The organism is Enterovibrio calviensis DSM 14347 (assembly GCF_000621165.1).
GTDB classification, from domain to species: domain Bacteria; phylum Pseudomonadota; class Gammaproteobacteria; order Enterobacterales; family Vibrionaceae; genus Enterovibrio; species Enterovibrio calviensis.
Genome location: NZ_JHZA01000008.1, coordinates 184970 through 199957, shown reverse-complemented (window position 1 = coordinate 199957; position 14988 = coordinate 184970). Strand labels below are relative to the sequence as shown.

The window sequence follows — 14988 nt, the reverse complement described above, 5'->3', positions numbered from 1 at the left end:
GCAAGCATTCTTCGGCCAATCTTGTATAAAACCAATTAATTCATGCTGTTCAGGGACGTTTGCTTTGATTTGCCTCTCTGAACTAAGCAAAAAGATGCAGTTTTTGCTTGTTATTTGTGTCGTTAATTTTCAAGATAGAGGCAGAAGATTACAACATGGAGTGTGAGTGAGAATGAAAAGAGTAGGTTTAGTCGGCTGGCGCGGTATGGTCGGATCTGTACTGATGCAGCGCATGGTAGAAGAGCGCGATTTTGATGTTATCGAACCCGTTTTCTACAGTACCTCTCAAATTGGCATTCCAGCGCCAAACTATGGCAAAGATGCTGGCTTGCTAGAAGATGCTTTTGACATTGAAAGCCTGAAAAAGCTGGATATCGTGATCACCTGTCAAGGTGGTAGCTACACCGAAGCGGTTTATCCAAAACTGATCGCCGCTGGTTGGAAGGGCTATTGGATTGACGCAGCGTCCACGTTGCGCATGAAAGAAGACAGCATCATTACGCTGGATCCGGTTAACTTTAAACAAATTCAAGAAGGCATTCACAAAGGTACTAAGACCTATGTGGGCGGCAACTGTACAGTCAGCTTGATGCTGATGGCAGTAGGTGGCTTGTATCAAGAAGGTTTGGTTGAGTGGATGACGGCGCAAACGTATCAAGCGGCTTCGGGCGCGGGTGCGAAAAACATGCGTGAATTGATCAGCCAAATGGGCGTGATTAATGATTCTGTTGGCCTAGAATTGGCTAACCCAGCGACATCCATCTTGGATATTGATCGTAAAGTGGCGGAAACGCTGCGTTCTTCAAGCTTCCCAACGTCAGAGTTTGGTGCGCCATTAGCGGGTTCATTGATCCCTTGGATCGACGTGAAGCGCGAAAATGGTCAAAGTAAAGAAGAGTGGAAAGGTTCGGTTGAAACGAACAAGATCCTTGGCATTCAAGATAGCCCTGTACCGATTGATGGTACTTGTGTGCGTATCGGCGCAATGCGCTGCCACAGCCAAGCATTGACGTTGAAACTCAAGAAGAACGTGCCAATGGATGAAGTGGAAAGCATCATCGCATCGCACAATGATTGGGTTAAAGTGATCCCGAACGAGCGTGATTTGACGGTTCAAGAATTGTCGCCAGCGAAAGTCACAGGCACGTTATCAATCCCTGTGGGCCGTTTGCGTAAAATGAACATGGGCGATGACTTCCTCAATGCATTCACCGTGGGTGATCAGCTATTGTGGGGTGCGGCAGAGCCGTTACGTCGTACGCTGCGTATCATTTTGTCTGAAGTCGCGTAAGCGATTCGCTAAAACCAATAATAAAAACCGCTGTTTATCAGCGGTTTTTTTGCCCGTGATTTTGTGATTGAAGAAGTTTCTCCCACAAAACCCTCGAACCAAATCGAAGACAAAAAAATACCCCGCCAAGACGAGGTATTCATGTCTACAGGCGATTACCTGAAATTACGCTGCTAGGTTTTGAGCAACGAATTCCCAGTTAACCAGTGCCCAGAATGCATTCATGTAGTCTGGACGTAGGTTACGGAAATCAATGTAGTAAGCGTGTTCCCACAGGTCAACGGTCAGCAGAGGAGTCACACCTTCTTCAGTCAAAGGTGTCGCTGCGTTAGACGTGTTAACGATATCTAGAGTACCGTCAGCTTTTTTCACCAACCAAGTCCAAGAAGAACCGAAGTTGTTGATTGCTGAATCAGTGAACTTCGCTTTGAAATCTTCGAAAGAACCGAAAGATTTTGCGATAGCATCAGCCACATCGCCAGTTGGCTCGCCGCCGCCATTTGGGCTCAGGCAGTGCCAGTAGAACGTGTGGTTCCAGATTTGCGCAGCATTGTTGAAAACGCCACCAGTAGAAGTCTTGATGATCTCTTCTAGGGATTTGTTCTCAAGCTCAGTACCTTCAACTAGGCCATTCAGCTTAACAACGTAAGTGTTGTGGTGTTTACCGTGGTGGAATTCCAGAGTCTCTTGAGAAATATGTGGTTCAAGTGCATTTTTCTCGTAAGGAAGAGCTGGTAGTTGAAATGCCATTACGCGATTCTCCATGATAGGCGGGGTTTCCCCCTGACATTATTGCTTCCTGTAGATTTGTCTTACACTTTAGGGAAGGCTCCCTGAAGATGGACGTATCTACTTATAGACTGACTGCGAAACAGTTTAGCAAGTTTTTACTTTATTAAAAGAAGAATTTTAAAAAAAGCGACTTAAATTGACCCTATAGATTTTAGGCGTTTTTTTCCGACCTTTTCCCAGTTAGAATCAAGGTAATCATCACACTTGGTGTTCGAGGAAGTAATGGAAACGATTGATAAAATTAAACAGCAGATTGAAGAAAATACCATCCTGCTTTACATGAAAGGCTCGCCAAAGCTACCTAGCTGTGGCTTTTCTTCTCAGGCTAGCCAAGCGCTAATGGCGTGTGGTGAAAAATTTGCGTACGTGGATATTCTGCAAAACCCAGACATCCGCGCTGAGCTGCCAATCTATGCACAGTGGCCAACATTCCCACAATTGTGGATTGACGGTGAATTGGTTGGTGGTTGTGACATCATTCTGGAAATGTTCCAGAAAGGCGAACTTCAGCCAATGATCAAAACGGCTGCTGCACGCCGTGATGCGGAAGCAAACGACTAAGCCATTGGCTGAGTTTGTGCACGCTAAACAAGAAAGCCGCTAATTTTCATTAGCGGCTTTTTTTTGTTTTCTGTTAGCGCTTAATACTGGGTATTACAGCGTCATGGCTGCCAACCAGCCAAAGGCGATTAACGGCAGGTTGTAGTGGATAAATGTCGGAACGACCGTATCCCAAATATGCTCATGCTGACCGTCAGCGTTCAGACCTGATGTTGGGCCGAGTGTTGAATCAGAAGCCGGTGATCCTGCATCACCAAGCGCCGCTGCGGTGCCAACCAGTGCAATAGTTGCCATCGGCGAGAAACCAAACGCCAATGCCAGCGGTACATAGATGGTGGCAATGATGGGAATGGTCGAAAACGACGAACCAATACCCATGGTGACGAGCAAACCGACGACTAACATCAATAGCGCCGCGAGGGGTTTATTGTCACCAATGCTTGACGCCAAAGAAGCCACCAAGGTTTCAACCCCACCTGTTGCCTTCATTACCGCCGCGAAACCTGCTGCTGAAATCATGATGAAGCCAATCATGGCCATCATATGAACGCCACGGGTGAATACATCGTTCGTGTCTTGCCATTTGATCACGCCGCCAATGGTGAACACCATAAAGCCAGCAAGTGCACCTACGATCATCGAACCGGTATAGAGCTGCACACTCAGTGTTGTCGCAATAGCTACGATAGCCACAACGATGTTTTGAGGTTTGATCTCAGTCTTCTCTGGCTCAGCCGCACGAATCTTTTCTTCTGAGTAGTGGCGAGGTTTGCGATAGCTAATAAAAGTCGCGATTAACACGCCGAACAACATACCTGCAGCAGGCAACAACATGGCGTGAGGCACTTGGCTCGCAACGACATCCAGACCATTGTCATGCAAGTTTTTCAGCAAAATATTGTTTAGGAAAATACCACCAAAACCAATCGGTAACACCATGTACGGCGTGATCAAACCGAAGGTCAGCACACAGGCAACAAGGCGGCGATCTAGATTTAGTTTTGCGAACACATGCAACAGCGGAGGAATAACAATGGGAATGAACGCAATGTGCACAGGAATGACATTTTGAGATGACATAGCTAACAATGCGAGCGCGACGAGCACCATGTATTTTAGTGCGCTTGTTGCGTTCTCGTTGTCTTTGCCATTGAGCTTGCGAATGACGGCTTGTGCTAGAAGGTCTGTGATACCAGAACGACTAATAGCAACGGCAAAGGTACCCAACATCGCGTAGCTCAATGCGATGGTTGCACCACCACCAAGTCCACCTTCAAACGCTGAAATGGTATCTGTTAGCGATAGACCACTAACGACACCGCCAAGAATGGCACTAAAGGTGAGTGCGACGACAACGTTAACCCTAAGAAGAGCTAGCATTAGCATCACACAGACCGCGATAACGACCGGATTCATGAGTTTTTCCCTACTTCTCTGTGCCCAAAACGGGCAAAAAAGTTGTCCAAAATGTGTATGCCCAAACCACCTCGTCATCCCTGATGAGCTAAGACGTAGCTTGAGTATCACCTTGCAAAGATCACAGTTTGCTTTTTTTTTTAGCGTTGTCGAGAGGAATTTGTAGCTAAGGGAAAAATAAAGAAAAAGGCCAGCGAGTGCTGGCCTTCGGGGGAAGTTTTGAGGGGTTATTCCAGAACGCTGGTGTCACTCACTGCGTAATCGCTAGAGCCTGTCAGGAACTGAATCAGTTGGCTTTGCATTTCAGTCGTATGACCAAGGTCGCTGAAATTGCTTTCTTGAGGTGAAATCACAGTACTGTGTTTGCCACCATCACTGAACTTCGTGAAGTTTCTCCCATTGCTTGTCGTTTGTGACGCGCTGTCAACAGTGGTCAACTGAAGTTTAGCGGCCAACGGCTCAGTACCCGCAAATGGAGCGTCAGTCACCGTGTTTGGCACTGTTGCGTCATTTTTCACTTGTTGCATATAAATAGGCAATCCGTCCAACACGTTAGTGTCATTGATGTCATTTTCACCAACCAAGTTGAATGAGTCGACGGAATCAATAACCGTTTGTGCAGCGTAAGCGAACTGGCTAACAAGGGAAGCGGCCTTAGTTGCGTCTGTAGTACCACTCGTGACCTGAGCAATAATATCAGGGCCAAATGTGTTTGATCCTAACAACAAGTTGGCGATTTGACCGCCGGTATTGGCCGCGGCAACACGTGAGAATTTGAATATGGCGTCGCCCGCCACATCGTCAATGGTACTGTTCGCCATGGCGACTGTACCAAACCCAGTGATTCCGCCGAGTGAGTGACCAAACAGTGATGGGTTTGTCACTGCCGTGTTAGCTAAAGACGCTAAAGGTGTGCCGGTGAATGCAGTAACAGATTGCGTAATTGATGCTGCTGCCCTTAACCCCATGTTGTCTAGCATGCTTTGTCTTAAGTTGTCACGACCTACAGGTAGGTAAGTCAAATTCAAGAACGCAGTTGGATCTTCGTTGGCTGAGCGTGTTGCATCTAAGCTTCGCTCGCCGTGCAACGGCTGATCGATAGCAATAACCGCAATGTCTTTGGTGAAAGCTTTCGCGCCATTAATAACATTTGCAGCAAAGGCATACGCACTTTCTTTGGCTGACGTAATACCGTGTTGGTAGATCACCAGTTCCATGGTGCCCGGAGAACCCACGAGCGTTGTTGGGGTGAAAAGAATAAACGGCACACTTTCCAGAGACTTCACTTGCGGCACAGGGTTATAGCGAGTAATTACTCGCTCAGAATCGAGCTGTGAGCCGTCAGCTTTGGTCAATGTTAGACCAACAAGCTTAAGCTGCTCAGCAGGGTCTGTCGCCAATGTGTTGAGATCAACACCGGCAGCAACCAATTGCTGACCTATTGCAGAAGCGTCATCTGCATTATCACCATTGAGTACATTGGATACCATTGCCAAGCTTGGCATACCGGATTCAAACGGTGTTGTGTTCCATGTGGACGCGTCTTTTTCCAAAAAGTAAGGCAGCGATACGGTACCTTTTGAAACGGTCACTGTACCTGCTGAGTAAGCTGCAACCAAAGCTGCCGCGTCGCTTCCGTTATTTGTTTCAACATAGGAAGCGAAGTTGGTGTCTGCCGGTAATGCCGCGGCATAGTCCTGACCCGACGTGGGAACGGACATGAAATATGCACCAGTCATGCTGACATCATTGGGGTTAGCAGAGTCTTTCCAGATAGCGTCAAAGTCACCCAAACCTGCGCCCGTCGCAATCGCTGCTTTGGTTGCATATAGTGTGTCGCCGACAGACTGTGTGGTAAACCAAGAACTGTAAATGATGCTCTCATTCGCAGTTCCCAGCTGAGCAAAGATAGCATTGATACCTTTTGTGACCGTGGCGGCTGTTGCGATGGAGTCACTAACAATGGTGCTCGAGTTTGTCACTAGCGTTGCATACGAGGATGACATGCCGAGCGTATCGCCGTTGGCGTCTGCTAAATCGTTCGTGAGCGCAATGATGTACTCACCTTTCTCTGCTAGCGAGTCAGCAAATTGAACAATCAAGCGATCGCCTTCTGCATCAGAAATGACTTGGTAATCCGTGCCATTCACCAGTAATTTTTTAAGGCTTGGAGAGCCCGTTAAGCCTTCGGTTAACTGAGCAATAACGACGCCGGATGTCAGTGTGCCATCAGCCAATCCTGCACCGTCAAAGCCCATGATGATGGGCATAGAAACTGGCCACCCATCCATTGTATTCATCGCTGCAGCTGGGTCTGCCAGATTGGCAGCAAGCGCCGCGCGGTTACCGGAACTTAGACTTGCGCTGTTCGCACTGGCATCGCTGGTTGGGATGTTCAACGTACCGTCGTTGGTATCCATAAGCAGAAAGCTTGGCCCCGGAATGGCTGCATCGCTACCCGAAAGGTTAAAGCTGATTTTGGTTGGCGCTTTGAGGCTTTCTTGAATATAAGCTTCCTCAAAAACACCAGATTCGGTATTGCCGCTCAATTCGGCGTCGCCACCACATGCTGTTAGCCCAATAGCGGCAGATAACATCAAGGCGAGTCGGGTTTTATTTGTGTTTAATTTTAGATACATCATTCATCTCCCTCGACTGATGTTAAAAGGTGTAGTTAGCTTGAACTGCTGCAAGGTAGGCTGCGCCTTTACCTGCGAACTCGTAATCGATGCCTGAAATGCTGCTTGATTCATTGAAGGTGCTAGAACTACTGCGGATGTAGGTCAAACCAGCGTCGAAGGACATTGAAGGGCTATATTGATAGGTCGCGCCACCCGAGAACCAGTAGCGATCAGTATCAGGGATACTTAGCGTGGATTTGCCTGCTTGTTCGTCAAATGCAAAGCCTGTGCGCAAGGTCCATTGACTGTCGAGAGTGTATGTTGTGCCAATCGAATAACGGAAGGCATCGTCATATTTCTCATCTTTTTGGAAACAAATACCATTTGTTTTTGAACAACCTGAACCTGTTGCTTTCAACTCAGTAAATTCGCTCCACTGTGACCACATGACGCTGTAATGAACAGCCCATGTTTGATTGAGCTGGTGGAAGCCAGAAATCTCGGCGATGGCAGGAAGCGGAACGTCAAGGTCACCGCCAGTTTCACCGCCACCAGGAATAATGTTTCCAGAGTAGTCAGTAAAATCGCCATTAAATTCAAGGTCGATTTGTGAGCGATAAGCGAAACCAAAACGGTGATTTTCATTAAGTTCATAAACGGCGCCAGCATTCCAGCCGAATCCCCAAGTGTCGCCTTCCATGCTGATAAGCTTATCGCTGAAATCGTTCGATACCGCCACAGAGGAAATGCCGTAGTGACGATTTAGCTCAGCCATGGCGTAAACAATGTTAAGGCCTGCACCAATACTGAATTTTTCATTAATTCTGTAAGATGCGGCAGGATTGAAATTGACGGAAACCAAAGAAGTGTCGCCTGCCAAATCACCTGCGTTGAAAGCGTCAGGATAATCAGTTCCGACACCGTAAGTGGTGTAAAGGCCAAGACCAAACGCCCACTTATCGTCAAGAGGGTTTACATAATATGATGCGGGAACAACTTGGATAGGCGCGACATCAGATGCTTTTTGGCCGTTTGCATTGTCGGTGATATCAATTTCTGGGTTGATGATGTGAAGAGCACCAGATATTTGTGTCTCAGTAAGCAATGACATTGAAGCTGGGTTACGCGCCATGACGGATGCATTGTCAGCCATGGCTGCTTCACCTGCATAGGCTCGACCTAAGCCGCTAGCCGAATGTTCGGAAACCTGAAAACCCGCACTCCACGCACTAGGAGCACATAATGCGACAGCGATGGCTATCGCGCTTCTTGATAGTTTTTTTGACATACAGCCTCTCATCCAAATTGAGCTTTTAGTTATTAGTAAACTAAAGTCCATTATTTTCAGTGGTTTGAAAAAACATTACAGCTTAAAGCAAGCCTCAATCCAATCTGGTCGGATCATTACATTCATTAATATGTCACGTTGTTGAAAAATGTTAAATACCTGTTAATTTCGATGATGGTAGGGAATGAGGAGGAAGATTAGGTTGTGTTTTAAAACTTGTGTTTTAAGTAAAAGCACTAATTGAAAACCCGCACCTCTGCACGCTTTGCTATTAGGCGTTTACAATTAGAAATGATTTGGGTGATAAATGAACGTGTGTTTGAAAGGATGAAAAGAGTGTGCTTTTGGGAGTCACATTGGGCGAAAGCAACATTTCACTTTTGTGATATATAACAAAAAAGCCGACGCGTAATCGTCGGCTTTTCTTATATATGAAACAAGTGGTTAGAACGTATAATTTGCGCCAATAGAGAAGATGTAAGCATCACCGCCAGCTTCGAATGTGAAGCCATCTTCAGATCCAGTTACGCTATCACCGCTAAGGTAAGCAAAGCCTGCGTCAATAGTCAAAATGTCAGAAGTCGCATAAGTGGCTCCAATGCTATACCAAGTGCGGTCAGTGTCTGGAATGCTGAGAGTTCGGTATTCTTCTTCCACCGGGCTTTCATCGTAGGCAACGCCCGCTCTAAGAGTCCATTCATTGTTTAGGTAATGTGTCGTACCAACTGCATATCGCCAGCTATCTTCCCATTTTTCATCTTTCTGCAAACACTCTCCCGGTTGAGCGGGAGAAACCGTCCAATTTGTACAATCAGAACCTGTCGCCTTTAGTTCTTCGAAACTACTCCAGCCGATTCTCATCGCGCTATAGTGGAATGCCCAGCTTTGGTTTAGTTTGTGAAAACCGGAGATTTCCAAAATGTCTGGAAGATTGAGTTCAAGTTCTCCGGCAACGGTTTGTTGTGGCTTTGTTAAGGCCGTTGAAATGCCGCTATAATCACCTTCTAAAGTAATATCAACTTGAGAACGATAACCGAGACCTAAGCGATTGTTGTCATCAATTTCCCAAAGTGCACCTACGTTCCAACCAAAACCCCAACCATCTCCCTCGAGATGAGCGACACTGTCAGTTGGCGATGTTAGATATGTAGCTACATCATCTAGTGTTGTTAGCGCAGCGCCAGCTTGTCTATTTAGCTCCGCTTCAGCGTAAACTGCGTTCAATCCGAAGCCTAAGCTCCATTGTGGCGCAATTTTGTAAGCCATATTGAGATTGAAATCTACAGTGGTGAGTTCTGTTTGGCCCGCAATGGAACCTGCGACTGAGTCAGTAGGATACTCTGTTGATAAACCAAAGTTTGAAAAAGTAGAAAAGCCAATAGCCAATTTTTCATCAATTGGGCGGATGTAGTGCAAGTAAGGAACGAGTGCATCTGGAGCAACATCTTTGTGATCTGAACTCATCCCGTTAAATGCGGGATTGCCCGTATCAATACCTGAGGCAGTGTTGACCTTGCCATCCACATCAGGTTGGATAAACGAAATACCCCCTGACAATTGAGCCGAATCAAACATGGTCATTGCAGCAGGGTTGCGTACAGCAACCGCTGCATTGTCTGCAATGGCGGCTTCGCCTGCAAATGCGCGGCCTAAGCCACTTGCAGAGTGTTCACTGATCTGGAAGCCTGCACCATGCGCTTGAAAAGCGGCTAAGGCGACGGCGGTTGCGAGTAGAGTACGTTGAGTCGTTGTTTTCATCTATTGTGCCTCGTTGTCACTGCCTTGTAAGTTCCCGCTTCTCGTCTAAATTATGCACTTTAGTGCATGAGCGGGTTGGTCTTAAGCAGTATAGGCACAGACTTGAGATATAGCTGGTTTGTTATCAATAGTTTGAGGGAGAGCAAACCGGATATTTATGCATTAAGCCAAGGTGAGAGTTGTCTTCACTTAATATAGGAAGGTCTTAGTTGAAAAGGTGACGGGCTGCCTGAACGCTTGAGCAGCACCGTCATTAATGTCTAAGGTAGAGCTCGAATTATTCTTCTGCGGAGTGTTCTGAATCGGCCTCGGAATCAGCCTCAACCTCAAGAACGGGCCAGCCGCCAAGTTTTTTCCAGCGGTTCACGATTTCACAAAACAATTCTGCAGTACGTTCCGTGTCGTACAGTGCCGAGTGCGCTTCTCGGTTATCAAAGGCGATGCCCGCCGTTTTACATGCTTTGGCAAGAACGGTTTGACCCAGCGCCAATCCGCTTAGTGCTGCGGTATCAAAAGTTGCAAATGGGTGGAAAGGATTACGCTTTAGATGTGTGCGTGCCGCTGCAGCCATGACGAAGCTGTGATCGAATGTTGCATTATGTGCGACCATGATAGAGCGCTGACAGCCTGAGGCTTTTTGCTCTTTTCTGATGAGTTTGAAGATCTCTTTAAGCGCATGTTCTTCGTCAACCGCACCGCGTAGTGGGCTAAATGGGTCACGAATACCGTTAAATTCCAGCGCCTCTTTGACAAGATTTGCGCCTTCAAAAGGGGCGACATGAAAGTGGATCGTTTTATCAGGAGACAACCAACCATCGTCGTCCATTTTTAAAGTGACGGCACAAATTTCCAGCAAGGCGTCGGTGTTCGAGTTAAATCCGGCTGTTTCTACGTCGATAACAACTGGAAAGTATCCGCGGAATCGCGCTCTAAGCGTGTTAAGGTTGGTTTCTTGAGTCATGTCTCGTGCAACTAGTAAAAATCAGGCGTGCATTATGGCAGAAGCGCGGGGCATTTTCATTTTCTACTTTGGCTCATCCGCATTAAAATAAACACTAAAGATATGACGTCACTGACCGATATGGTAAATAGCGTTATCCACCATTAGAAACAGGAAACTGCCCTGCCATGAAGAGAGTGAGTTCCTCTCCACTGCTGACATTTTTCATTGCTGCAAGTGTGTTGCCGATGTCGGCTAACGCAAGCAAATTCTATGGCGCAAAACCGACAGAGTCTTTGTGGCAAGTTACGGTGGATACACCCATTGAATGTCGTATCGAACACATGATCCCAAACTATGGCATGGCGACGTTTACCTCGCGTGCGAGCAAAAAAATCAATTTGGATTTTGAACTAGAAATGCGCCGGCCCATGGGCAAAACAGAAAATGTATCACTGGTGTCTATGCCTGCGGTTTGGAGACCGGGTGAGGCAGCGGAATACATTGATAGATTAAGATTCTTTAAGCAGTTTGATGGGTATGTTGATGGTCAAACGGCTTGGGGTATGTTGGCCGAATTAGAAGGTGGACGGTTCCCTACCTTCAATTTCCAAGAGTGGCAAAGCCGCGGAAAGCGTGTTGATGTCGCCTTATCAGCCGTTTCGTTCCAACAGCCATACAATGAATTTAGTAGCTGTGTCTCTCGCTTGTTACCGTATTCGTTTGAAGATATTGCTTTTACCGTTCTGCATTACAATGACAACGGCGATGATCTCAACAAACCTTCAATGGCGAAGTTGGCTCAAATCGCAGAGTTTGTTCGCTATAGTCCTGATATTGATTTGGTATTGATGGCGACCTATACGGATGGCCGCGGCGCGAAAGCGGCAAATCAGCGAATGTCAGAGATTCGCGCGAAGAATCTTGAAGAGTACTTTATGTCCTTAGGTCTTCCGAAAGATCGAATTCAAGTAGAGGCGTTTGGTGAACGTCGACCAATTGCTGATAACGATAGCCCTATCGGCAGAAACAAAAACCGACGTGTGGTTATTTCTCTCGGGCGAACCATTATCTAGTTGATACAATCTGTAGACGCTGGATTCAGCGAGAGTTATCCCTCTGAATGTAAAGAAGCCCCGCGTAATCACGTCGGGGCTTTTTGTTTATTGAACCAAAACTGTTCTAGTCGTTTAGGCAACCGAAGGTATTAAGAAACCTCGGCGGGCTTAGCGGCTTCTTTGGGGGCAATGATTGCAAGAAGCGCCTGCTCGTCAACCGTATCTGTCTGAGACGCGGGCAAGAACGATTCAGCATATTGAAGGTAGATTTTCTGCTCGATGAAGAGGCGGAAAAGCTTGGCATCGACATGCTTGTCTTTCGCCATAAAGGCCAGAATTTTGAGGGCTTCACTCAGTGTTTTGGCTTTTTTGTATGGACGGTCACTGGCGGTGAGTGCTTCAAAGATGTCGGCGATAGCCATGATACGCGCATCAACAGAAAGGTTGGTGTCATCTAAGCCATAGGGGTAGCCTTTCCCATCGAGCTTCTCATGGTGACCCCCTGCAATCTCAGGCACGCGAGTCAAATGCTCAGGATATGGCAATTTCCGCAACATTTTGATGGTTTGTATAATATGGTCGTTGATGATGAATCGCTCTTCGTCATTGAGCGTACCGCGTTGAATGGAAAGGTTGTACAACTCACCGCGATTGTACTGAAGCTTCGGAACCGCAAGCTTAAACTCCCAATCTTTGAAAGTCTCGAGTTGTTGAGGCAACCACGGAATTTCATGATCGACAGAATCGGAAAGCACGCTTTCTTTCGATGGAAGTGCGATATCACCGCGTTGTTTGCGGCGGTTCTCTTCTTCCCAAGACAAACCTTGTACGTCATCAATGGTGCGATACCAGGTGCGAGAAGCTATCTCTTCAAGACGTGTAATGTTCTTAGTATCCATGAATTCACCACCAAGATTACATTTGGCGATAAAGGCAAAGTCGTCATCAAGCGTCTTTTTCTCATTGCTTAACCACGCATCCAAAGCTGCTACTTCTTTTCCATCAACACGCTGCTTCCAATAGCTGATTTCCGCATCGCGTTTGAGTACCTCGAAGCGCGTTCGTACTTCGTGAATGCGATTGTAGATGGTTTCGAGTTTCGTTGCTTTGTCGACCACATACTCAGGTGTCGTCACTTTGCCGCAATCATGAAGCCAAGCGGCGAAATACAGTGCTTCTTGGTTGTGTTCATTGAGAGAGAAATCAGGGAAATGCTGAGTATCTTTGCTCACTGCATCAGCGAGCATGAAGGTGAGTTCCGGAACACGTTGGCAATGTCCGCCTGTATATGGCGATTTTGTATCGATGGCGGATGCCATCAGCTCAACAAACGATTTAAACAGGTGTTTCTGTGCCGCTACCTGATCCCAGTTTTCTTTGATGAGGGAAGCAAACCCTAAGAATTGGGTAATAAAATGAATTTTCTCTTCTTGATGATCGGGGATGTGTTGATTGAAGCCAAGGAGTACATACCCCACGTTTTTGTTATCGCGGTTAGTAAGAGGCAGTACCCAAGCACGTTTTAGATCAGCAGGAAGCAAATTGCGCTGAACATCGGTTGATGAAGGATTAAAGCTGAAGAACTTCTGTGTAGAGAGCGCGTTCAGCATTTGTGGTGATTCAGCGAGTAGCTTGGAGAAGTTGATGGATGTTTTGTTTGCCTGCTCAGGGTAACTGGCCGTGAGTGATAAACGTGAATCGTTATCCTCCGACGAGGTTGTCCACATTAATACGTAATCGGCCCCTGAAGCTTGGTGGCAGTGGGAGACAATATCTTTAAGCAGTTCATCAAAGTTGGAACTATTGGATACACGGTGCAGTGTGTCGAGAAAACCGCTAATCGTATCCGCCATGGCGTCAATGGACTCAGACAAGGCGGTGACTTCTGCAATGGGTGAGGTTGGAAGCGTGATGTTGGCAAAATCTAGGTTTTTGATTTTCTGCGTTTCTTTACCGATGGCTTTCAGTGGTTTTGCGATTCGCGCTGAAGCGCCTAGTACCATCAGCGTGCCGAGCAATAGCACCAACGCACTGATAACGATTTGATTATTTTTTGCTTCCAATGCGCTGCCAATGAGCTGTTGCTCTGGAATTGCTTTTGCTAGCCATAACCCTCTTTCTTCCGTAAACGGAATACGAACAAGGTTAAGCATCCATGTTTGATCCATTAACTCGGCATTGGTGTTCAATTCATTGAGTTCAGGTGCCACATAAAGTTGGTTGAGAGGCGACAGCGTGAGTGCAGTAGATAGCTCATCTTGTGAATCCCCAGTCGCGTTAGATAAGAAACCATTGTGGGCAATGATGTTTCTATTATCGTCCAGTAGGAGAAGTTGCGTGTCGTCTGAATCTGAGAGTTCGGTGAGGAAATTGGACAAAGAAGCGAGCGTAATATCTGCCGCGATAACACCGGAGTTATCGGGGAGCTGTCGAGATAGCGTAATGCCCATTCGTTGAATAAAGAAATAGAAATATGGGTCAGTGATATGGATGCTGCCGTCTTTGGGGGCGACGTTGAACCACGGTCGCGTAGTAGGGCGATATTTAATTGAGTTGACGTCTCTACTAATAAAGTTCAGACGATTGTCGTAATAGGTTCTTAGCTGGGTGCCACTGGCATCGTTGATATCCACCATGATGTGGCTATTAGCCGGTGTGTCGAACTGTTTGCGCATAAATTCTGCGCTGGTCGATCTGATAAAGGCAGAGTTCTCATCTGGGTGGCCGAGGTAAATAGAGAGAACATCAGGGTTTCTTTGCATGATGGCATCAACAGTACCAAGCCAAGCTTGGTCGTTTGATGCGTGGAACTTTTGGCCATATTCAGAAACCGCCAAGGCGTCTAATGCTGTCGTGACGGGAGCAACAAGCTTTTGAAATGCCAGCTTAATACGTTCAGCGCTTTGCTCTGTTCTTTCCAACGCGAGTTGTTCATTAAGGGCTTTCGAATTTTGATAACTCATCACAATCAAAAACACAGAAAGAATAGAGACAATGATGAAGAAGATGCCTGCAATGTGCAGCTGAAGCGTATAGCGGCGCTGAGTCATACTTAATTTGTCTTAAAAATGAGATAGTAAATAGAGCATACCAGAACAAATTTTGGGCAGGACTTATTCGTTTAATCGTTTGAATGCCATCACGAAATTGTGAAATGAACTTGATTTGGTCAAATTCAAATATTTTTGGTGTCACTATGATGTGACCGTGAAGATAGCAAGGGAAGGAAGTTTTTGGAGCGGGCTGAGAAAATAATGGGCTGA

The 14988-nt window shown here is 46.6% G+C and carries 10 protein-coding genes; 3 read left to right on the top strand and 7 right to left on the bottom strand.

Annotated elements, in window-relative coordinates; all coding sequences use genetic code 11:
• Positions 1-172 precede the first annotated feature (172 nt).
• Positions 173-1291, top strand: coding sequence for an aspartate-semialdehyde dehydrogenase (gene asd, locus Q365_RS0107875; protein ID WP_028022829.1), 1119 nt, complete (start codon positions 173-175; stop codon positions 1289-1291).
• A gap of 165 nt (positions 1292-1456) precedes the next feature.
• Here asd and sodB read toward each other — a convergent pair whose 3' ends face one another.
• Positions 1457-2041, bottom strand: a complete 585-nt coding sequence (gene sodB / locus Q365_RS0107870; protein WP_028022828.1) for a superoxide dismutase [Fe] — start codon at positions 2039-2041, stop codon at positions 1457-1459.
• A 264-nt stretch (positions 2042-2305) separates the two neighbouring features.
• On the opposite strand from sodB, the gene Q365_RS0107865 reads away from it, so the two are divergent.
• The gene (locus Q365_RS0107865) at positions 2306-2644 is read left to right on the top strand and encodes a Grx4 family monothiol glutaredoxin (RefSeq protein WP_028022827.1); all 339 of its coding nucleotides are present in this window, start codon (positions 2306-2308) and stop codon (positions 2642-2644) included.
• 93 nt (positions 2645-2737) lie between these two features.
• Here Q365_RS0107865 and Q365_RS0107860 read toward each other — a convergent pair whose 3' ends face one another.
• The 5 genes from Q365_RS0107860 to rnt form a co-directional block, all read right to left on the bottom strand.
• Positions 2738-4060: a Na+/H+ antiporter family protein gene (locus tag Q365_RS0107860; RefSeq protein ID WP_028022826.1), complete on the bottom strand. Its 1323-nt coding sequence runs from the start codon at positions 4058-4060 to the stop codon at positions 2738-2740.
• 227 nt (positions 4061-4287) lie between these two features.
• Complete coding sequence (locus Q365_RS0107855; RefSeq protein ID WP_035024662.1) at positions 4288-6699, bottom strand: VolA/Pla-1 family phospholipase; 2412 nt, start codon at positions 6697-6699, stop codon at positions 4288-4290.
• Between the two features lie 22 nt (positions 6700-6721).
• Entirely contained in the window at positions 6722-7969 is a 1248-nt protein-coding gene (locus Q365_RS0107850) for an outer membrane protein transport protein (RefSeq protein ID WP_028022824.1), read from the bottom strand.
• 444 nt (positions 7970-8413) lie between these two features.
• On the bottom strand, positions 8414-9727 hold the full coding sequence (locus Q365_RS0107845) for an outer membrane protein transport protein (protein ID WP_028022823.1): 1314 nt from the start codon (positions 9725-9727) through the stop codon (positions 8414-8416).
• A gap of 277 nt (positions 9728-10004) precedes the next feature.
• Complete coding sequence (gene rnt, locus Q365_RS0107840) at positions 10005-10688, bottom strand: ribonuclease T (protein WP_028022822.1); 684 nt, start codon at positions 10686-10688, stop codon at positions 10005-10007.
• A gap of 227 nt (positions 10689-10915) precedes the next feature.
• On the opposite strand from rnt, the gene motY reads away from it, so the two are divergent.
• Complete coding sequence (motY, locus tag Q365_RS0107835; protein WP_245621524.1) at positions 10916-11743, top strand: flagellar protein MotY; 828 nt, start codon at positions 10916-10918, stop codon at positions 11741-11743.
• Positions 11744-11874: 131 nt separating this feature from the next.
• Here motY and Q365_RS0107830 read toward each other — a convergent pair whose 3' ends face one another.
• Positions 11875-14775, bottom strand: coding sequence for an HD domain-containing phosphohydrolase (locus tag Q365_RS0107830; protein WP_028022820.1), 2901 nt, complete (start codon positions 14773-14775; stop codon positions 11875-11877).
• Positions 14776-14988 lie beyond the last annotated feature (213 nt).